At 42.6% G+C, this 21,533-nt stretch carries 20 protein-coding genes; 9 read left to right on the top strand and 11 right to left on the bottom strand.

Annotated elements, in window-relative coordinates; genetic code table 11:
• Positions 1-14: 14 nt before the first annotated feature.
• Positions 15-710 (bottom strand): glycosyltransferase family 2 protein, encoded by a 696-nt coding sequence (locus ACFVAD_RS15325; protein WP_386641946.1) that lies wholly within the window; start codon positions 708-710, stop codon positions 15-17.
• 136 nt (positions 711-846) lie between these two features.
• Between ACFVAD_RS15325 and ACFVAD_RS15320 the strand changes: the two genes are divergently transcribed.
• Genes ACFVAD_RS15320 through ACFVAD_RS15305 form a run of 4 tightly spaced genes read left to right on the top strand, consistent with a single transcriptional unit; the run spans position 847 to position 5,481 of the window.
• The gene (locus ACFVAD_RS15320) at positions 847-1,848 is read left to right on the top strand and encodes a glycosyltransferase (protein ID WP_386641747.1); all 1,002 of its coding nucleotides are present in this window, start codon (positions 847-849) and stop codon (positions 1,846-1,848) included.
• Positions 1,849-1,861: 13 nt separating this feature from the next.
• Entirely contained in the window at positions 1,862-2,941 is a 1,080-nt protein-coding gene (gene wecB / locus ACFVAD_RS15315) for a non-hydrolyzing UDP-N-acetylglucosamine 2-epimerase (protein ID WP_386641745.1), read from the top strand.
• Positions 2,942-2,959: 18 nt separating this feature from the next.
• On the top strand, positions 2,960-4,477 hold the full coding sequence (locus ACFVAD_RS15310) for a glycosyltransferase (RefSeq protein WP_386641742.1): 1,518 nt from the start codon (positions 2,960-2,962) through the stop codon (positions 4,475-4,477).
• Positions 4,477-5,481, top strand: a complete 1,005-nt coding sequence (locus ACFVAD_RS15305) for a polysaccharide pyruvyl transferase family protein (protein WP_386641739.1) — start codon at positions 4,477-4,479, stop codon at positions 5,479-5,481. The genes ACFVAD_RS15310 and ACFVAD_RS15305 overlap by 1 nt, the downstream gene beginning before the upstream one ends.
• A gap of 45 nt (positions 5,482-5,526) precedes the next feature.
• Here the strand turns inward: ACFVAD_RS15305 and ACFVAD_RS15300 are convergent, their stop codons facing one another.
• On the bottom strand, positions 5,527-5,964 hold the full coding sequence (locus ACFVAD_RS15300) for a CotO family spore coat protein (RefSeq protein ID WP_386641736.1): 438 nt from the start codon (positions 5,962-5,964) through the stop codon (positions 5,527-5,529).
• A gap of 99 nt (positions 5,965-6,063) precedes the next feature.
• Positions 6,064-6,882: a UTP--glucose-1-phosphate uridylyltransferase gene (locus ACFVAD_RS15295; protein ID WP_386641734.1), complete on the bottom strand. Its 819-nt coding sequence runs from the start codon at positions 6,880-6,882 to the stop codon at positions 6,064-6,066.
• A 177-nt stretch (positions 6,883-7,059) separates the two neighbouring features.
• On the opposite strand from ACFVAD_RS15295, the gene ACFVAD_RS15290 reads away from it, so the two are divergent.
• The 3 genes from ACFVAD_RS15290 to ACFVAD_RS15280 are packed head-to-tail and all read left to right on the top strand — an operon-like array spanning position 7,060 to position 10,477.
• On the top strand, positions 7,060-8,367 hold the full coding sequence (locus ACFVAD_RS15290) for a UDP-glucose dehydrogenase family protein (protein ID WP_483887611.1): 1,308 nt from the start codon (positions 7,060-7,062) through the stop codon (positions 8,365-8,367).
• A complete protein-coding gene (locus ACFVAD_RS15285) occupies positions 8,364-9,320 on the top strand; it encodes an NAD-dependent epimerase/dehydratase family protein (protein ID WP_386641729.1) in 957 nt (318 codons plus the stop codon). The genes ACFVAD_RS15290 and ACFVAD_RS15285 overlap by 4 nt, the downstream gene beginning before the upstream one ends.
• Positions 9,317-10,477 (top strand): glycosyltransferase family 4 protein, encoded by a 1,161-nt coding sequence (locus ACFVAD_RS15280; protein WP_386641943.1) that lies wholly within the window; start codon positions 9,317-9,319, stop codon positions 10,475-10,477. The genes ACFVAD_RS15285 and ACFVAD_RS15280 overlap by 4 nt, the downstream gene beginning before the upstream one ends.
• A gap of 60 nt (positions 10,478-10,537) precedes the next feature.
• On the opposite strand, the gene ACFVAD_RS15275 is transcribed toward ACFVAD_RS15280, so the two are convergent.
• From ACFVAD_RS15275 to ACFVAD_RS15260, 4 genes are all read right to left on the bottom strand, one after another.
• A complete protein-coding gene (locus ACFVAD_RS15275; RefSeq protein WP_386641726.1) occupies positions 10,538-10,933 on the bottom strand; it encodes a hypothetical protein in 396 nt (131 codons plus the stop codon).
• A gap of 92 nt (positions 10,934-11,025) precedes the next feature.
• Positions 11,026-11,505, bottom strand: coding sequence for a hypothetical protein (locus ACFVAD_RS15270; RefSeq protein WP_386641723.1), 480 nt, complete (start codon positions 11,503-11,505; stop codon positions 11,026-11,028).
• A complete protein-coding gene (locus tag ACFVAD_RS15265; RefSeq protein WP_386641939.1) occupies positions 11,506-12,567 on the bottom strand; it encodes a CotS family spore coat protein in 1,062 nt (353 codons plus the stop codon).
• 37 nt (positions 12,568-12,604) lie between these two features.
• Entirely contained in the window at positions 12,605-13,744 is a 1,140-nt protein-coding gene (locus ACFVAD_RS15260) for a glycosyltransferase family 4 protein (protein WP_386641720.1), read from the bottom strand.
• Positions 13,745-13,995: 251 nt separating this feature from the next.
• Here ACFVAD_RS15260 and ACFVAD_RS15255 point away from each other — a divergent pair, with 251 nt between their 5' ends.
• Entirely contained in the window at positions 13,996-15,063 is a 1,068-nt protein-coding gene (locus ACFVAD_RS15255; RefSeq protein WP_386641717.1) for a spore coat kinase CotI, read from the top strand.
• 591 nt (positions 15,064-15,654) lie between these two features.
• Here the strand turns inward: ACFVAD_RS15255 and fabI are convergent.
• The gene (gene fabI, locus ACFVAD_RS15250; protein ID WP_386641715.1) at positions 15,655-16,425 is read right to left on the bottom strand and encodes an enoyl-ACP reductase FabI; all 771 of its coding nucleotides are present in this window, start codon (positions 16,423-16,425) and stop codon (positions 15,655-15,657) included.
• 141 nt (positions 16,426-16,566) lie between these two features.
• Positions 16,567-18,630, bottom strand: a complete 2,064-nt coding sequence (locus ACFVAD_RS15245) for a cation:proton antiporter domain-containing protein (protein WP_386641713.1) — start codon at positions 18,628-18,630, stop codon at positions 16,567-16,569.
• A gap of 389 nt (positions 18,631-19,019) precedes the next feature.
• Between ACFVAD_RS15245 and prpE the strand changes: the two genes are divergently transcribed.
• Entirely contained in the window at positions 19,020-19,790 is a 771-nt protein-coding gene (gene prpE, locus ACFVAD_RS15240; RefSeq protein WP_386641710.1) for a bis(5'-nucleosyl)-tetraphosphatase PrpE, read from the top strand.
• Here the strand turns inward: prpE and ACFVAD_RS15235 are convergent.
• Both ACFVAD_RS15235 and ACFVAD_RS15230 read right to left on the bottom strand, forming a co-directional pair.
• The gene (locus ACFVAD_RS15235; RefSeq protein WP_386641708.1) at positions 19,787-20,680 is read right to left on the bottom strand and encodes an RluA family pseudouridine synthase; all 894 of its coding nucleotides are present in this window, start codon (positions 20,678-20,680) and stop codon (positions 19,787-19,789) included. The genes prpE and ACFVAD_RS15235 overlap by 4 nt on opposite strands.
• 22 nt (positions 20,681-20,702) lie before the next feature.
• Complete coding sequence (locus tag ACFVAD_RS15230; RefSeq protein ID WP_204419192.1) at positions 20,703-21,500, bottom strand: NAD kinase; 798 nt, start codon at positions 21,498-21,500, stop codon at positions 20,703-20,705.
• Positions 21,501-21,533: the final 33 nt, after the last annotated feature.

Here is a 21,533-nt window from a genome sequence, read left to right as displayed (position 1 = left end):
ATACCGCCAATCTCTTACATATCCAATTCCTGTTCCAACCATTTTTTCCATGCAGCAAATTTATTCCCTACAGAAGCTGAAATACTGTTCCTTCTAAGCCTTCGATGATAGAGTACCTGATCAATATGTTCAACTGTAAAATTGGTCACTAAGACACATGCGATATAAACATCTTCAAAAAGTCTGCCATCATAAATATCATGTACGCTCCATCCTCCAACACTTCGAAGAGATGACACACGGTATATCCTTGGTGCTATCGGAGTCGCATTCTTCAAGTATTTAAACATATGAAAATCAGTTGGACCTTTCCTTACTCCAGCATAAAAGACTTTCTTATCCCTGCTCCTTTCCCTCCATTCAAGATAATTTCCATAAATGAATCCAGTATTGATTGAAACTTTTTCGATAAAAGGAGTTACGTGTGTCAAACAATCACTATCCAGCCAATCATCTGCATCCAGTTCCAGGAACCATATTCCTCGAGCTTTCTCCAATGCCCGATTCATACTGGCCGCTTTCCCTTTATTGTTTTCCTGCTGAATGATCTGTATGTTCGGGGTATGGATGTAAAGCTGCAGGATATCCTTCGTGTCATCCGTCGACCCATCATCAACAATGATTAATTCCCAATTATCCATTGTTTGGGAAAAGACACTTTGTATTGCACTTACTAAATACTCTCCGGTGTTGTAAGTGCTTATCACGATGGAGAAAGTAGGGATCCCCTTTTCTGTATTTTTCTTTTGAATATCAGTTATACGTCTACACCCCCGTTAGTACCATACATAATATAGACTATGAACTTTTGGAAACTTTTAGTATCCAAAACTGGAGGGAAGCGGGATGGACATCATCATTTACCCCCCAACGATTGACTGGAGCTTTATGAAGCAGAGGCCTCAACAGCTGATGCAGCAATTTGCCGAACAGGGGTATGTAGTTTTCTATTGTAATAGGACACAACAGGAACTGGCCATGGAAGAAATCTCGCCTAACCTCTTTCTTGTTCATCATCATGAACAGTGGCTAAAGGAAGAGTTGCCGGTTCTTCGGAAAAAGTACAACGTCCGTGTTGGGGTGTGGTGTTCCTGGCCCCTTCTTACCGATACTCTTTCTCAATATGAAGCGGATTGGGTTGTCTATGATTGTGTGGACGAATTCGCACAATGGCTGAAATTTGAAAAAGAAATGATAAAAATTTCGGATGCAGTTGTGTGTACGGCACAGAGGATCGGCACACGGCTGAAACGCTTATATCCGGAAAAAAGAGTGGAATTGATTCGAAACGCCTACGACAGCAATATGGAACTTCACTTTCGATCGGCCTGTAATAATCATGAGAAGAAAGTGGTGGGGTATATCGGGGCATGGGCTCCCTGGGTGGATGAAGGTTTGGTCGCAAGGCTTGCAGGCAGTCTGCGAGATGTGGAAATTGTCATAGTAGGTATTGAATTCGGCAGAAAATTCACCCTGAATCGCTTTCCAAATGTCACTTATCTCGGACACCTGCCACATGAAGAGCTCGCTTCACAAATGGACCGTTTCTCAGTCTGCATTATTCCTTTTCGAATTACACCTGTAACCCTTGCGACAAATCCTGTCAAAATGTATGAATACCTTGCAACAGGAAAGCCTGTTGTTTCCACCCCTCTGCCGGAATGCCTTCTTCAAAAAGATCTCATAGATATCGGAAACACCCATTCCGAATTTATTCACAAGGTCAGAACCAGACTAGCCGATCCTGGAAGTTCTCAAGAAAGAATAGATTTTTCATTGAACAATACATGGGAACATCGAGTAAAACAAGCAATCACCCTCATTGATTCCCTCTCTAAAAAACAATGAAAGGACCTTGCAGATGAAAGTTGCCGTTATTGTAGGAACCCGACCTGAACTGATAAAAATGGCCGTATTCATTAAGGAATTGAAAAAACGGGACTCCTCCCACCTTTTTATTCATTCGGGGCAGCATTATGATTATCAAATGGATGGCATGGTATCTGATTTGTTTCAACTCCCTGAACCGGATTATAATTTTGAAGTCGGATCCGGCTCACATGCCAGCACAACAGCCAGCATACTTTTGAAGATGGAAGAAGTCATCCTGAAGGAAAAAATCGATAAAATCGTTATACACGGAGATACGAATACAACCCTTGCCGCCAGCCTCGCAGCCGCAAAGACACTCACACCAATCGCCCATGTAGAAGCGGGACTCAGAAGCTATGATAAAACGATGCCCGAGGAGATAAATCGCATACTCGTCGATAATCTTTCCACTTATTTATTTTGTCCGACCCAGGAAGCTGTCAGCAACCTGAAAAAAGAAGGTATAACAAAAGGCCTTCACCTTACAGGACAAACGATTGTAGATGCAGTGGATTATATAAGGAATCAGCAGTTGGTAGATGTTATGGGCACTTATAATCTCCGTAAAAAGGAATATATTTTTATTACTGTCCATCGCCAGGAAAATACGGATAAACCTGATCGATTGGCTTCCATCGTCTCTTGCTTCGAAGATCTTGCCAGACAGGATTCCTTCAAGCTAGTCATCGCCATGCATCCTAGAACAAAGAAAATGCTCATTTATCATAATATGTATCAAAGACTGCTTGATGACTCTAATATCCTACTAATAGACCCTTCCCCTACTTTCTATGAAACCATTCATCTGCAACTTCACGCAAAACTGATTCTTACTGACAGTGGAGGCCTACAGGAAGAATCATGTATCATGGGTACCCCTTGTGTGACATTACGAGAAAATACAGAACGGCCAGAAACAGTGGAATGCGGCGCCAACATTATTGCCGGCTACCATAAACCCTCCATTCTTCAAGCAGTTCAGGATAGCTTAACAAAGAATAATGGCTGGATGCATCCATACGGCCAGGTTGGAGTCAGCAATCAAATTATCGATATCATTCTAAACTAAACACGCTAGAGGTGAAATATGGCACTAATTATTTATCCTCCCACCATTGATTGGACATATATGAGGCAGCGCCCACAGCATCTCATGAATCAATTTGCCAAAGATGCTCATACCGTCCTTTTTTTTAATAAAAGCAATCACCAAGGCAACCTCTTGGAGGAAGTGGAACAAAACTTGTTTGTTATCAACCACGCCCAGTTCTTTCTGGATCACATTCAGCCTCTTTTAACAGAAAAGAAGCTGTATTGGACCTCATGGAGCAAAAAGATACCTTTTGCACGGGAATTTAATTCATCCCATACCGTCTATGATTGCGTAGATGATTTCCCGGACTGGGAAGAGGAAGAGAAAAAATGGATACATGAAGTGGACGATATCATTTGTACCGCTTCCCTCCTTATGAAAAAAATGAAAAGATTATCCCCATCTGCGCCTATCGCTCTAGTTCCCAATGGATGCGATTGGGAGTTTTTCCACGCTTCAAGAAGCATCTCTATAGATAGTCTAGAAGGGCTGCCTCAGGTAAAAGGTCCAAAAATCGGGTATATAGGTGCATGGGCACCATGGGTGGATCAGGACATCATAGGAATGCTGGCGGACAGGTTTCCCACAGGTCAAATCCTTATTGTCGGTCCCATGTTGACTCCGGAGAAAATCGATAAACCGAATATCCACTACTTAGGATATAGAGATTATCTGGAGCTGCCTGCCATCCTAGCTTACTTTGATATTTGTATCATCCCTTTTAAACTTAATCGAATCACCGAAAGTACGAACCCTGTAAAGGTTTATGAGTATTTGTCTGCTGGTAAGACGGTTGTTTCCACCAACCTTCCCGAATTAAAAAAGATGAACCCCTATGTGGATATCGGAGCTACTCCAGAAATATTTGTTTCCTTGGTATCAAAGGCCGTTAAATATCGGAAAAACCCATCCTATCTAGCAAGCTACGCAAAGCAATTCAGTTGGGAGGAACGTTACAAGTCTATCATCCAGTCAATATCCAATAATTTTCCTGATGTGCACATAAAGGACCCACATACACCTATTCTATTAAGGTCATCCAATTTCGAGATAGAAGAACACCCATTTAACCACAGCACAGTAAATTCCTATTATGAGACTAAAAATCTCCAACAGGATCCACCATTTATCGGTGGGAAGCCTCTTGGTGTATACCAATGCTATCTACAGTCTCCCAAATATGACAGGCCTTTTGACCATCAGCACATCTATTTGGATTTCGATATGTCATACCCGCAAGAATTGGAAGAAGTAAAGGTTGCCATCAGCTATACACTGGAAACTTGGAATCCCGGCACCATCACCTTTGGAAATAAGCCAGCAGTGATTCCTTATAAAGAATTGGCTTGGAAGGAAGGAATCAATACAACCTATTCCGTGGAGATAACGGAATTAGTCTCCAATCTGGGTAGATTGCCTAATTTCCACTTATCAAGCTCCACCAATTTTCATATTCGCCTAGACAACCCAAGACTCAGCTACTTTAGAAAAATGAATGAGGTGAAAAAATAATGAAAATCGGTATTGCAGGCTATTACGGACAAGGGAATTTTGGTGATGAGCTCTTTCTGGAAACGTATAAACAGGTTTTTCATGATCATACTGTTTTCCCTATCATTATGCATATCGATAAATACAAGTGTGACAGCATCATTGTGGGTGGTGGGGATCTTATCATTCCTTATTCCTATAATGATTTATACTTTCCCGCTGAATTGGCTGCTTTACCATATTGGGTATATGGCGTGGGCATAGTGGACTTCTATCCTCCCGAAACATGGCCGGAAGCCGAGGTGGAGAAATACCGGAAGATCATTTCCACCTCCCAAGGTTTATATGTGAGAGATCCAAACTCAGAAAAATTGGCAAACTATATGAAGCTTAATAAAGTAATTAAACAGGTTCCGGATATCGCTTTCAGTTTTAAACAGCCTGATTTCCCTATCATAAAAAAAGGGAATAAAAAAACTGTAGGAGTTTGCAGCTTTTCCTATAATGAATTTCCATTAGAGAAAATGGCCAAAATTCTCTCCACTCTTTCTAGTAAGGAATACCAACTCTCCCTGATCGCAGTCGTGGACAAAAGGAATACATTTTCAGATTTTGACACCTGCAGAAAGCTTAAAGAAAGAATCCTCTTTCACAATCCTCATGCAGATGTTGTGATAGTGGACTATAAATACCTGGATGTCACATACAGTCATATTCAAGCGTTGGATTTTCTTGTATCATTTAAACTTCACCCTTCCCTTGTTGGAATACGCAATCTTGTTCCCACGTTTTGCCTAAGTAAATTGAGCAAAGTAAGAAGCCTTCTGAAGGAGTTTGATCTTTACGAGTATTATGCCGACTTCGATGAACCGGAAGAAAAACTCAAGGAAAAACTGGACCATTTATTGCAAAATGGCCAAACCAGGTTGAAACAGCTATCCGAAAAGGTGAAACAGATAGAGGAGTTAAGCGATGTCTCACTTGCAGCATTAAAGAATGAAATTGAATCTGCCATCAGTAAATAAGAAAAGGCTGACTCTTATTAAATAAGGTCAGCCTTTCTTTACTGTTTATATACCAATCACGTGAATTTCCTTGATTTCCTGTAGGGTTAAAAAAATGGAATCAGGGACATTGGGTGTATTAACTGCCAGGATTTCGTTATGATAACCCTCCACTTTCCCTATATATTCCCGCTCGGTTGTTATGATTTTGCACATTTTCTTATGAGCATCCATAGGGGGCCCAACCAAATAATGAATCTTTTCCTCGAGCGATAAGGTATAAAACGGTTTCTTCAGTTTTTTGGTCTCTTCCCCTGCTTTATTCCCTCTTTGTTTGGAAGACACAGCCTTTTCTTCTTCCATCCTACTTTTTGCATTCTCTGCTTTCCTTTTTTTCACCTCTAGCAGCAAGGAACTCTGCATCGCAGCATCTACATTCGAATTGGTTATGGTATGAATATAAAGTAGCGGCTCATGCTTTATTTTATCTGTCTGTTTCTTCACTTTTGGCACCTCCAAATTCTCCACTCATCTTTAATATGTATGCATGAAGCCAGTCTCTTTTTCCGGGAAAACAAGTGCCAGGCACATACCTGGCAGCGATTAGTCAGAACTTTTTTCTAGCTGATGAATCCGATTGATTAAAGCAATATATTCTTCGGTTCTTCCGATATCATATCGCTGACTATTAACAACCTTTCCATAGCAGTCTTCCACCGCTAAAAGCTTCTTGATGGCATCTGTCAGCTGAATTTCTTCGCCTTCCTTTGATATGGCTTTTTCAAGCATGCTAAAGATCACCGGAGTAAACACATATCTCCCTATAACGGCATGCTTGGACGGTGCCTTGCTTTTTGGCTTCTCTACAATCTCATCTAAATGAAATAGACCCGGCTTTGTTTCAGCTCCACTGATGACCCCATAATTCTTTAAGAGAGATTCCTCCACCTCTTTCACGCCTACCACGGATCTTTTTGTCTCATTATAGGAATCGATGAGCTGCTTTAAAGCGGGCTCGTTCTCGGAAACCATAATATCGTCCGGAAGCAATACTGCAAAAGGTTCATTTCCTATAAAGGTTTTGCCAAGCCTTATCGCATCCCCCAACCCCTTCGCGTAGGGTTGCCGAACATAATGGAGCGGTACGGATGGGATGGGGATCAGGTCTATGAGATGTTGTTTGTTTTCCCTCTCCAGAAAGGCTTCTAGCTCTAAGGAATGATCAAAATAATCTACAATCATGTTTTTCTTCCTCGATACAATTATCAGAATCTCTTCTATTCCTGATTCGATCGCTTCTTCGACAACATAGTGGATCGCAGGTTTAACACCGATTGGAAACATTTCTTTTGGCAGCACTTTTGTGATGGGTAAGCTGCGAGTACCATACCCTGCTGCTGGAATTATCGCTTTTTTGACCACTATTAACCCCTCAAATCCTGCGTTTTTTTTATCCTATTCAATTACTGAGTTCAAGAAAGTTGTCTTTACCACTTTTGTTCCCATTCTTCCTCTCTTTTTACATTTGGGCTGGGTTTTCGTCACAAGTCAACATTGTCCTTTAATAAGATATTAAGGATATTTCACAGTGTAGTTGTGATGAGGGGAGTGTCATTCTTGGAAATTTGCATTATCGGAGCAGGTTATGTAGGTCTTACCACCACGGCGGTTTTAGCAGAGTTCGGTCATACCGTTTATTGTATAGATGTGAACGAAAAAAAAATAAATGACCTAAAGCGGGGGAAAGTCCCCATCTATGAACCGCAGCTTGAAGAGCTCCTTCAAAATAATAAAGGGAAAATCTCATTCACCACCGATTTAGCTGAATCAATAAATAAATGCAGCGTAATATTTGTTACAGTCGGAACCCCGAGCAGAGAAGATGGCAGTACAGATCTGACCTATCTGTACTCTGCATTTGATGAAATTGCCCTAGGTTTAACAAAATATAAAACCATTATTATCAAAAGCACTGTCCCTCCTGGTACCAATAAAAGAATGAACGAATACATGGCGGATAAAGGAATCTCAGCAGTTTTATTCAATATTGTTTCAAATCCTGAATTCCTGAGGGAGGGATCAGCCATCCAAGATATGTTTAATCCTGACAAAACAGTCATTGGATTGGGGGATGGTGACAAGGTTTCGGAAGCGATTGCAAAAGAAATCTATCAGAAACTGGATGCGCCCCTTCTCATAACAAACTGGAATGGAGCGGAAATGATCAAGTATGCATCCAACGCATTTCTTGCGACGAAGATTTCCTTCATCAATGAAATAGCACGGGTGTGTGAAGCTTATGATGCAGATGTAACCGAAGTTGCAAGAGGATTGGGGACTGACCCTCGGATTGGAGCATTATTCCTGCAGGCTGGGATTGGCTATGGTGGATCCTGCTTTCCGAAAGATCTTCAGTCGCTTAACTTTTCTGCTTCCGTCAAGTCCGTGCATACCCCCATCCTTGAGGCGGTCCAATTGATTAACAGCACACAAATAGATTCCTATATCAATAAGCTTTTAGAACATCTCTCTCTATTAAAAGCTAAAAAGATAACAGTCCTTGGTGTTGCCTTTAAGCCTCATACAGATGATATTAGGCACTCACCCGCCATCGAGCTGATTACCCGCCTCCACAAGCTTGGCGCGGATGTTCATGTGTTTGACCCTAAAGCAAATCTTCCTAATGGAAAGCGCCATTTAGCTACCCAGCATAAAACCTTGAGATCTTCCTATTTAGACTCGGAATCCATCGTTATCGCAACCGATTGGCCAGAGATACGCCGATTGGACTGGAAGCATGTCAAAGCGTCACTTAAGGGAAATCTGATTCTGGACGGCAGAAACTGTGTCGATAAAAAAGAAGTCGAACAGCACGGACTTGTCTATAAAGGAGTGGGCCGAAGATGAAAATTCTTGTAACTGGTGCCGCAGGGTTTGTCGGTTCTTATCTTTGTGAACGGCTGCTGGAGGAACCTACTTATCATGTTACCGGGATCGATACATTCATCGGTCCAACACCACCATCAGTTAAAAGGAAAAATATACAAAGCCTGTTGGATCATCCACGATTCTGCTTTATCCAAGGAAATTTATTGGATACGGACCTCGAACAGCTTCTAGAAGAAGTGGATGCCATCTATCATCTATCTGCCATTCCAGGTGTACGGTCCAGCTGGGGGGATGAGTTTGCACCATATATGTACAACAATATCCTTGCTACACAAAAGCTGTTGGAATCTGTGAAAGACATAAATATCAAACGCTTCATCTACATCTCCACGTCCTCCGTTTATGGAGAAAAAGTGGGCAAAGTCTCTGAGGAGGCAGTTCTTAATCCCCTTTCCCCTTATGGAATCACCAAGCTTACCGGGGAGCAATTGTGCAGAGTGTACGAAAACAGTTTTGGTCTTCCACTTGTAGTGCTACGCTATTTTACTGTCTACGGACCAAGACAGCGATCAGACATGGCCTTTCATCGCTTCATGAGGCACCTATTAACCAACCAGCCGATAACCGTATTCGGGGACGGCTTGCAGACACGGGACTTCACATATATCGATGATTGTATAACCGCTACGAAAACTGCGCTGACAGCTGATGGGGTGATTGGGGAGACCATCAATATAGGTGGAAAAGAACGCTCTTCCATCCTAGATATCATCTCCACCGTAGAAAAGGTTACCGGAAGAAAGGCATTGCTTTCATTTTCCGGAAGATTGAAAGGAGAGCCGAAGCATACATGGGCAGACATTTCAAAAGCAGAAAGACTACTCGAATATTCTCCTGCCATACCCTTAAAAGAAGGGCTAGAAAAAGAATGGCTTTATATTCAGGATCTTTACAGAACGAATCCGACATAAACCTTGCCATCATCTGTACAGAAAAGCTCCCCTCACCAGCTGTGAAAGGTGGCGCCATCCAGATGATGATCGATGGCGTCACCCCATTTCTTAAAGAAAAATACAAACTTACGATAATATCTGTAGCAGACGAAGAACTTCCTGACCGGGAATTTGTAGGAGGGGTTCACTACATCCGCTTTCCTAGAAGCGAGTATCGGCATCATGTTGCCAATGAACTTACCCTTCATCATTTTGACCTTATCCATGTCTGCAACCGTCCCAAAAACGTACTTCTTTACCACCAATCCTCTCCACAAAGCAAATTTGTACTAAGTCTCCATAATGAAATGTTTGCAGCCCATAAACTTTCAGATGAAGAGGGAGCCAATGTGGTGGAAACGGTAAGTGCCATCACTACGGTGAGCAATTTTATCAAAAAGACCGTGGTAGAGCGTTTTCCAGAAGCGGAGAAGAAAATCAGTGTTGTCTATTCAGGCGTCGACCTTGCATCTTTTCCCTTACGTCAAAGCATGGCAGGGCAGCAGATTCGAAGCAATTTCCGTAAACGATATAATTTGGAAGAAAAAAAAGTCATCCTCTTTGTCGGCAGATTAAGCAAAACAAAAGGTCCCCATATTCTGATTAAGTCATTGGAACAACTGTTAAAAGTACACAAGGACATTGTTTTGCTCGTGGTAGGCGGCAAGTGGTTCAGTGACAACGGAATGAATAAATATGTCTACTCTCTCTACAAACAGGCTCTGCCCTTTAAAGAAAAAATAATCTTCACCAAATATATACCAGCGGACTTCATCCATGAAGCCTTTCTTGGCGGTGATGTATTTGTCTGCAGCTCCCAATGGAATGAACCACTTGCAAGGGTCCACTATGAAGCGATGGCTGCAAGTATACCTGTTATCACTACAAATAGAGGCGGCAATGCGGAAGTAATCCTTGATCGATACAATGGTTTTATCATTGACGACTACAACAAACCAAGTGCTTTCACAAAAGCCATCCACTACTGCCTGACTGAACCTGAGCTGACACGCTGGATGTGCCATAATGGCCGTAGATTCATTGAGATAAATTTCACTTACAAGCATGTATCAGACAGACTGAACAGAGTCTATGACCACGTACTTTCTTCCGTACCGCCTCTATTCCAAACTTGACGAAACAACTGAAAAGCGCCAGGAACTCTAAAAAGAGAACCTGGCACTTTCTTTATTGTTTTATTCTTCTTCTTCTTCCTCTTCATCGTCATCATCATCGTCGTCATCGTCGTCATCATCGTCGTCGTCATCGTCGTCATCGCCGTCATCGTCGTCATCGCCGTCATCGTCGTCATCGTCGTCATCGTCGTCGTCATCGTCATCGTCGTCATCGTCGTCATCGTCATCGTCGTCATCGTTGACTTCCGCTTCTACTTCATCCTCCTCTTCGTCCTCTTCATAGTCCTCTTCTGTGCCATCATTGTACTCAACAGCAATTTTCACTTCAGAAACATCGCCTTCCTTTAAAGCTTTTAGTACTGCTTTTAAAGCTTCTTCAGAATTCAAATCGGGATTCAAGCTAAAGCCGTTTTCGAAATCCAGCTTCAGCTTTGCTTTTCGCACTTCATTTGTCATCCTTATCACTCCTACTTTATCTATATAATTATTAATATATATATAACATATGCTAGAGTATCCGAATTTGATGAGTAACATTTGCGGATTTATTACCTATTTTTTTTGGTTTTGGACAATTCCTGTGAGATCCAAGGCATTTTCAAGGACGTTTCTTTTATGATAATGGTTACTTTCTTTTGAGGAGGATCGGGTACTTCCATAATTTCTTCTGCTACCTCTTCCTCTTCAATTTCCTCTACAACTTCTTCTGCAACCTCTTCCTCTACAACTTTTTCTACCAATTCAGATACCTCGATTATGATTTCTGGAACTTCTTCCAAAACTTTTTCAGTAGCGGACTGTGTTTTAGTCATATGCTTTGCTTTTAATTCTCCACTCAATGAATATTCCACCAATTGAATTCCTTTTAAAGAATCCAGCTGTGAATTGACTGTGGACTCATTGAGTACAAGTTGATCAGGGTTTTCCAACAGCTGTTCATACTCCGCCATATTCCAACCCATTGGGCCTGGAGGGGAGAAAGTGAATTTCTCCAGCTCCAGCTTTGGTATTTTCGGATTCTCTGACATTTAATTTCCCTCCCCATGACCAGAAAGGATTTCCCCGTAAATGGAAGAATACCTCTTGAGGAAATCACCCTTGGACTGTTCAAGAGCGATGATGTTCTGTAAGGCCCAGATATATTTTTCATCCGACCACGATCTTTTTTGCGCCAGAAAGTACTTATGGCCGATTGCACAAAACAGATGCGGGAATAAGAGATCCATGTTGAGCACTTTGTAATAGTTCTCCGATAAAGGATTTGTTTTATGATATGCTCGAAGAAGGTCAAACACGAGATGATCATCCCACACCGAAAACTTTTTCATCATCTTATTTAAAATGATTCGAAGATCTCTTGTTGGCAGGTCATACGTAATGGAGTGCAGCTCCTTCATAAAGGGTGCACCATCTACTTCCGTGAATCTAGCCAAAGTAAAGTCCTGCTGGCAGAAGCCTTTAAGGTTGCTTACCTCTTTGGAAACTTCCAGATAGACAGGTTCATCCAGTGCTGCTAATGCCTGCTTTGCACGCTGAATCATATCATCCACATGCTCCAGGAAAAGCAAGGAGAAAGCATCTGCCGGATAGGACTCCGCAATCGTTTTATTCCCTTCCAGTTCCTGAAGTTTCCAGCGAAACAGTTTATGCCATTTACCCAATCTGCCGCGTGTTTTGCTATCTTCAGCAGGTATATAGCCTTTGGATGATTGATAGAAATCCCCTGCAAATTCCATGGCTTTCAGCATCTGCTCTTTATTGTAGTAAATGACTTCATTGCCTTCTACTTTGTCATAGAGCACATACCCAAATGAACCCGCACCGATGCAGATTCCCCCATTTTTAGTTTCGTGGATTGGTGTAATTGCTAATCCATTATTATGCAAATGCTGATGTGCACCTGCGATAAACAGCATTCTCTCAGGCTGCATGCTTGCCTGTTTCAAAATTTTCTTACCTTCGGTGGTATCCACTTCCCAGGTCGTTCTTCCACTTCTGCTCGAAAGCAGCCTCACATCATTTATCTCAAAAGGATAATATTCCAGTACCTGCTGCAAGTGATGCTGTTCCACCTCTTGATGCTCTTCCAACTCTTGATGTTCTTCCACAAGACATCACCTTTCTTTCTTATTTTTTTGCTGCATCTTCGTACACGGCCAGTAAGTTATTCTCTACATTTTTCCAAGAGAATTCCCGTTCGACCTTGCTCCGGCCATATTTGCCCATACTTTCGCGGTTGTTTGCATTGTGGAGTAAAGAATTGATGATTTTTGCATAGCTTTCCGGGTTTTCAAAGTCGGATATGACATGACCATTACGCCCTTCATCTATAACTTCCGGATTTCCTCCCCTTTTACTTGTCACAATAGGCAACCCTGCTGCCATTGCTTCATAGTGAACACGTGCAAGGGGCTCCTGCCATTGGGACGAACAAACGAAAACATCCGACATGGCAAATAATTTCGGAATATCCACCGGTTTGACAAATTTAATAAAAGTTACGTACTCGGGGTACATCGCCCCCAGGGTATATAGATGCTTAACATAGTTATTGATATTGTCATCGCCGAACCACTTGGATCCGATGAAAACCATCATGGCATTAGGATGCTCCCGAATAATGGTAGGAAGAGCCTGCAAAAGAACATGCGGTCCCTTTACCTTACTTAATCTTCCTACAAACAGAATCACCTTTTTATTCGTCAGACCCAGCTCTTCCCGAACCTGATTTCTTGCCTGTTTCCCTTTTGCTGTCCACAATGGCTGAAATGTATCAAGGTCCACACCCGAATAAACGGTCCGGACTTTGGATTTTGCAAAAGGAAATCTGTCTGTGATGGTTCTTCCAATAAAATCACTGACTGTAACAACCTTTGAAACAATATTCAAGCATTCCTTTCCTTCTGCCTCACTCAATTTTTCAAAGGTGAACATCTCATTATGGACACTTAAAACAACCTTTGTCTGTGGAGCAGCTTCTTTAACCTGCTTCACCCAAGTTGGTCTATTACATAAATGGATCACGTCATAGTTCTCCTGGCTGATATGAGAAAGAATGGAAGGAAGGTACTTCTTTTCATCGAAACGGATATAGCGGACATGCCCTCTTCTTTCTTCCTGCTCCAGTTCTTCATGCTGTATGGATAAAATTGTGACATCATGCTTTGTACCAATGATTTTTGCAACAGAATCAATATAGATCTGTATCGCACCACCACGAATAGCCGGCACTGGAAGCTTTTCTGTTGCAATATATGCAATTTTCATATGTTACCTCCATTCACCTAAAAACGGTAGTTTATAAGTATCGTATGGATGAGCCGCCATATTTGAAGCTTTTCCCTCTTCCCTTTTCGAAAAAGGGCGTTTCCACTGTAACAAATTCCTCTTGTTCTTTAACACTTTCTCTTAAAAAACCATACCTTAAAGAAAATGCACTTCCCAAATCGGGTGCAAAAACAATCTTAGGTGTCTGCAGCAAGCTAAAAGCTGCAGCTTAATAGAGGATGGTGGATCGTTTGTCAGATGAAAACAAGCAAATTCTTAATGAAGCTTCAGAAGAGGAATATGTGTTATCACCAGAAGAAGAACAACGACTGATTTCCTTGGCGGAGACAATACTGAAGAACTGGGAGGTCACCGTTACTCAAATCGAGGTGGTACAAGGTGGGCAAATGGCGCTTGTATGGAAAATACATACGAGCGAAGGACCGATTTGCCTGAAAAGAATTCATCGCCCTGAAAAGAAGGCTTTATTTTCCATAAATGCACAAAACTATCTGGCCTTGAAGGGAACACGAGTACCCGGCATCATTCCAAATAAACACGGTGTGCTCTATACAAAGCATGGCCCCTTCCTGTTTGTTGTCTATGAATGGATCGAAGGGCGTCCATTTGAATTGACCGTCCAGGAAGACCTTGAATTTATCATGAAAGGATTGGCGGAATTCCATACGGCTTCCATCGGCTATCGTCCACCAGATGGCATTCCCATTTTCACCAAGCTGGGTCGCTGGCCGAACCATTATATCAAGCGCTGCCAGCAGATGGAAACATGGAAACTCATGGCTCAAACTATGCCAGAGGATCCATTCTCACAACTTTATTTAGCAGAGATCGATCCATTTATCCAAGAGGGCAGAAGCACATTGGCACGCCTGCTGCAGTCAGAATATCCGGCGTGGGTATCCGAACTAAAAGGTTCCCCGACTCTCTGTCATCAGGACTATGGAACAGGAAATTCCCTGCTTGGCGACGACGGACAGATATGGGTTATTGATCTGGACACGGTTTCCTTTGACCTGCCGATCCGCGACCTTCGTAAAATGATTATTCCCCTGCTTGACACTACTGGAGTATGGAATGAGGAACAGTTCCATATCATGATCAATGCCTATGAATCCATCTCGCCTTTAACAGAAAAACAAAAGGAAATCATGTTCATTGACATGCTCTTCCCATATGAACTGTATGATGTGATCCGCGAGCGCTATGTCCGGAAAACTCCGCTATTGGAGACGGAACTGGCAGAGGCTTTTGAATATGAAAGAATTAAATCCGGGGCATTGAATCAGTTGATAAAATGAAAGAAGGGCCTGGGACAAAACTAAAAAAATCTAACAAAAAGAGGAATAATTTAAGTGCCGGCTCAAAATACCGCTATTGATTTCCGTGCAAGACTTCGCTTTCAGCGGGTGACCCGCGAGCCTCTCCGGCTTCGCCTGCTGGGTCTTGCATTGACTACTGCTCCCGCAGGAGTCTTCGTCTTGCACTCCAATCAACCGCTAGTGTAATCTAAAACCTAAACGCATATTTTAATACTTTTAAAAAACCGAACCAATTTGAACGGAAACTCAAATTAGTTCGGTTTTTACTTAGGCTAAAACACTTTTGTCCCAGCCTCATTTTAAATTTGCCATGTATTATTTTACATCATTTACCATCAAAGTCTGGTATACAGCCCCTGGATCCTGACCACCATGGCCAGGATCTAACACTATCACTTTCATCCGTTTGTTTCCCTCCTTTCTATAAAATATCCTAGATTCCTGTGCCTAGTATGGGTAGAGGTGCGAAATCGGAAGGGAATATGTCCATTTTTTATTAGGGGTTTTATATCAGTTCATGCAAAAAAAACACCGAAGACCCGGAAGTCCTCGGTGGTGCTGTCATTCATATCACAAAATATGGTAACCGGAATCCACGTGCAGGTTCTCACCTGTAATGCCGCGGGCAAGGTCGCTGAAGAGGAATAATGCAGCATCTCCCACTTCTTCTTGTGTGGTTACACGGCGAAGCGGAGCTTTCTCTTCTATTTCTTTTAAAATGGAATTGAAGTCACTTACGCCTTTAGCGGATAAAGTGCGGATCGGGCCTGCGGAAATGGAGTTGACACGGATGCCAACCTTTCCTAGGTCGTTTGCCAAGTATTTTACACTTGCATCAAGGCTTGCTTTTGCAACACCCATCACATTGTAGTTGGCAACCACTTTTTCTCCACCAAGATAAGTCAGAGTTACTATACTGCCCCCTTCAGTCATCAGGCCTTTTGCTTCCTTCGCAACTGCAGTCAAGGAATAGGAGCTGATGTTGTGTGCCAGCATGAAGCCGTCCCTTGTAGTATTCATGTAATCGCCTTGCAGCTCTTCCTTGTTGGCAAAAGCGATGCAATGCGCAAGTCCATGAATGGTTCCAACCTCTGATTTGATCTGCTGGAAACACGTAGAAATATCCTCATCCTTTGTTACATCACAAGGAAGTACCAAGGAATCATTACGATCAAGGGATTCTGCCAATTCACGAACGCTTTTTTCCAAGCGTTCTCCTGCATAAGTAAATACTAGTCGAGCTCCTGCATCATGCAAGGAACGGGCAATGCCCCATGCAATACTTCTTTTATTCGCCACACCCATTACTACGTATGTACGACCATTTAAGGATAAAGTCATTTTTATATCCTCCTATTTATATAAGTTATTAGTACCTAGTCATAATTATAGCATAATCCTGTCGAAATGCGAACTTTTCTTTTTCTTCCATCATAATTAGCCGATTCATCTACCTGTAAAATCGGCCCATTCATAATCTCATTAATCATAATCCCGCTCGAGGAGCACTTCCTTAGGCAATTCTGTTCCACGCGTGCCGCGGAGGTCTTCTTTGGCTTCGGTAGGATAGTAGATGATGAAGCTTCCGGGATTAATTTTTGCGAGCTTGCCCGGTATCTTCTCGAGCTGTGGATGCCATGCTGTCGTACCTTTCCTGGCACTGATGACCACTACAATGTCATCTTCCATTAACTGCGGTAAATGGTCCTCATAGAGGGATGTCCATCCTTCCACCCACTCCACTTCTGTCGGAGGATTCGGTTTGATTTCCCTCATATGTGCTTTATAAGTATCTGGGAACCCTTTGATGGCATAACAATGAATGGTCGCCCCAAGATTACTGGCAATCTGTTTGATGGTGGCAAGTGCATCCCAATAACCCGGCTTGTGATCAATTCCATTCGGCAGAACAAGGATGATACGCTTTGTCGTGTTCAATGGGTGACCAAGCTTGGAGATGAGAACAGTTACATTGGATTGATCCAGCACCTGGTCGATGACTCCACCGAATATTTTCTGAGGAGCCCTTCTCTCCCCATTCCATCCGGCAACTAGCGTGGTAATTCTTTCTTCCGCTATCGCCCGGTTGATTCCGATGGCTATGTTTCGATCCACCCTTGTAGTGACACGGATCGGGACATCTGCTCCGCTGGAATACGAAACAGCCTGACCGAGCATTTTTTCCGCTTTTGCAACATCGCCTTCAGAAGCCCAAATGTCCCTCTGTACAACGCTAAGCGCATATAGTGGGTGCTCTTTTGATAGGGACTGCCGTATGACAAATGCCAGATCAAGAAGTGATGCCATTGTATTGGGATTGGCAATCGGAATCAGAATCCGTTCCGGCGCATCCCCTTTTTTGATTGGACGCTGGTCCTCGATCAAAGCAAGCTTCCGGCCATATTTTTCAACCAGGTAAGGACCGATGATACATGTAATCAAAATCATGATGATGACACCATTAACAGTAGCCTGATCAAGCAGACCAACATTAAAGCCGACCAAAGTCGCTGCAAGTGTGGCTGCCGCCTGTGGAGTCGTCAATCCAAATATGACAAGGCGCTCATCCTTTGAATATCGATAGAACTTGCTCGTAATGAATGAAGCCATATACTTGCTGAACAATAACCCAAAAACAATCGCCAAAGTCAATATCCATGCTTTCGGATTGCCAACCAGGACACTTAGATCCATGAGCATACCTACCGACAGCAGGAAGAATGGAATGAATATCGCATTGGCAGTGAAGCGTATCCGATTCATTAATGGCCCCTGTTCAAAGATGAAGCGATTCAATGCCAACCCTACCAAAAATGCTCCGATGATAGGCTGCAAACCTGCTATAAGTGCCAGTGATCCGGCTGTGAACAACAGTACCATGACATAAATGAATTCAGTCGGTCCTTCCGTTGAAACGTTGCGGAAAAACCACCGTGAAATAAAAGGTGTACCCAGGAAAATGATGGCAACAAACACGATGAGGGAAATGGTCAATTTGATGCCAAAGTAAATATCAAGCTGCCCTGCTGCTGCACCTGTGATGACAGCCAATACCAACAGGGCAAACATGTCAGTTAGAATACTTCCACCCACAGCAGTCGTGATGGCTTTACTTTTCCCAATCCCCAGGCGGCTTGCAATGGGATATCCCAACAAAGTATGAGAGCCAAGGATCGAGCCGATCAGTATAGCCGCTGCCAAATTGTAGCCCAGGAGAAGACTGATGAAAATTCCTACAGCTTGAGGAATCCAATAGGATAGCATTCCAAAAACAATACTCCGGTTTTTGTATTTCTTAAAGCCGTCCAAGTCCATTTCCAGTCCTGCAATAAAGATGATGAAAACAAGCCCCACTGTTCCCAACAGCTCTATGGTCGAACTTCTTTCCAATAGGCCAAGTCCATTTGGCCCGATGATCACTCCAGCCAGAATTGGCCCGATTAAACCAGGAATCCGCAATAATTTCATGAAATAGGGAAATATGAAAAATGTGATCATGGCTATCGTAAATACGAGAACAGGCTCTTTGATTGGCAGTTCAAACATCCATATCATCTCCAATCATATGTCTATGTAATAAGCTTTTTTCTTAAAGTTTGTTGCTTTTGTCCGTAAATAATCGGCTTTTGGATTTTTTACAGTTATTAGAACAAAAAAATCAAGTAAGAAAAAAAGCGAGCAAACCGGAAAAAAGCACGAAAGTAAAGACTGTTACGTGTGTATGTTGCATTAGTCAAAAGCAACAATGTATGCGAAAACAGCAATATTATAAGGAGAAATTATACCACGCTTTACCAATCGGGAGTATAATTAAACGTAAAAATTAACAGAAAGATAAAGGATGTCACATTCTTCATAACGAATAAGTTGCTTTATATTTAGTATTCTCTAGGTTTTTTTATTCACTCATTAATAACTGAAAGGTGAGATTGTTCATGAAAGTAGATATAATCGGGGATATTCATGGTTGCCATGATGAATTAAATAAGTTATTAGAAAAATTGGGGTACGGAAAAAGGGACAGCCTTTTTGTACATCCTGAAAGTAGAAAACTTGCTTTTGTGGGAGACCTAACAGACAGGGGCCCCGCTTCTTTGAAAGTGGTGAGCACCGTCAGTGATCTTGTGGCGAACGATCTAGCCTACTATGTTCCAGGGAACCATTGCAATAAGCTTTATCGCTTCTTTCTTGGAAATAAAGTTCAGCAAACACACGGACTTGAAACAACGGTTGCAGAATATGAACTGCTTTCCAAAAAAGATCAAGAGAAAATAAAAAACCGGTTTATTGCCCTATATGAAAATGCTCCCCTCTATCATGTATTGGATGATAAAAAGCTGATCATTGCACATGCAGGAATCAAAAAGGATTACATCGGCCAAAACAGCAATAGGGTGAAATCATTTGTCCTGTATGGTGATATTACGGGTGAGTTTCATGAAAACGGCATGCCGGTCAGGAGGGATTGGGCAGTCCATTACGATGGGGATGCATGGATTGTATACGGACATACACCGGTTCGGGAAGTCAGAGTGGTGAATAGGACGGCTAATATTGATACAGGTGCCGTATTTGGAGGCAAGCTGTCCTCATTAAGATACCCTGAAATGACAGTCGAATCGGTCCCGTCCAGTATGCCGTTTGTGAAGGAAAAATTCCGGGAATTGTGGGACTATGAAGAAGAAGGAAAAAAGCCATCCAACTAGCTTTCTTCTTTCTCCACAAGGCTTGACATGTCCTCCGGCAGTCTTGAATGGAAGGTTAGCTGCATTTCTCTGACTGGATGATAAAACGAGAGTTCAGAACTGTGAAGCGCCTGTCTGGCAATATGTGTTTTTTCTCCGCCATAAAGGGTATCGCCAGCCAATGGATGACCCAGATACGCCATATGCACCCTTATCTGATGCGTCCTCCCTGTTTCCAACCAGAGCGATACATGAGAATAATCCCGATGACCGCCTAGCACTTCATAGTTAGTAATCGCCCTTTGACCATCCGGTCTGACTTCCCGTTCAATGATACTTGTATCCTTCCGGCCGATAGGAGCTTCTATTCGTCCACTTCCGATTTCCATCCTCCCGTGTGCGATCGCTTCATATCTTCTTTTGATGGCATATTTCTTTTGCTGCAAAGAAAAAAGATGATGGGAATGCCGGTGTTTCGCAATCAGCATCAAGCCGGTCGTATCGCGGTCAAGCCTTGTCACAATATGTATGGTTGCCTCATAGCCGCAGGATTGATAGTAATGCAGCAGCGCATTAGCCAAGGTGCCCTTTCTATGCTCCCTGGATGGTATGGATGCCATATTGGCAGGTTTATCGATAACCAATAAATGATCATCTTCATAGACAATATTTAGCGGTATGGCTTCCGGCACCACATCTTCGCTCGGAATTTCCCTAGGGAATTCCACCATTATCTCGTCTCCCGCTTTTAACGGATATCTGACAGTCACTCTCTCATTATTGGCAAACAAGCCCCCACCGAAAAATTTAATCTCAGTGAGAGCCGTTTTGCTGATCTGTTTTTCTTTTAGAAATTCACGCAGAAGCTTTCCGGAATCCGCTTCATCAACTAGATATTTTAACGTAAACACGTTCACAATATACTCCTCTTTCTTACTTATCCGTGATAAATGAATCGCTGACCCGTTTCCAGAACGGAAAGGGACGGAAGCGCGCAAATCTGATCTTCTCTTTTGCCACCCTGCACTGTATGGACTTTACATCCTTATGCAGAAGCGTCAAATGGTCAATCGTTATCTGATAATCCACATCATTCACCGGTTTCAATAGGCAGGTATGGTGATCAGGCAAGACAAGCGGGGATCCGATCGTACGGAAGACCCGATTATTGATGGAAGCCATTTCAGCCAATTGGATCGCCGGCAAAGAAGGATGGAGAATGGCTCCGCCAAGCGCTTTATTGTATGCTGTACTGCCTGATGGAGTGGAAATGCATAGTCCATCTCCCCTGAACGTCTCGAAAAGCTGTCCTTTGATTTCCACATCCATGACGAGCGTACCTTCCACACTTTTCACTGTACACTCATTCAATGCAAGATATCTTGCTTCCCGTCCACCATCGATATAGCGGATGATTACCTCAAGTAGAGGATACTCCACAATCTGATAAGGAGTTTTGGCAATGGCGATGACAAGCTTTTCAATCTCTTCCGGTACCCAATCTGCATAAAAACCCAAGTGTCCGGTATGCACCCCGATAAATGCCGTTTTATCAAGCCTGCTGCGGTATCGGTGAAAAGCATATAATAATGTACCATCTCCACCTACCGACACGACGATGTCAGGCTGGTCCTCATCATAGATCAATTCAAAATCCTGCAAGTACGTCCGCATTTTATGCATGAGCGTATTTGACACGGAATCCCCTTTGGAGGTAATTGCAAACTTCATACTTCCACCCCTGAAATAAGATATTGTTCAAGA

The organism is Sutcliffiella sp. NPDC057660, from assembly GCF_042800035.1.
Classification (GTDB): Bacteria; Bacillota; Bacilli; order Bacillales; family Bacillaceae_I; genus Sutcliffiella_A.
The sequence above is the reverse complement of the archived record's forward strand: the minus strand, read 5'-3'. Positions and strand labels throughout refer to the sequence as shown.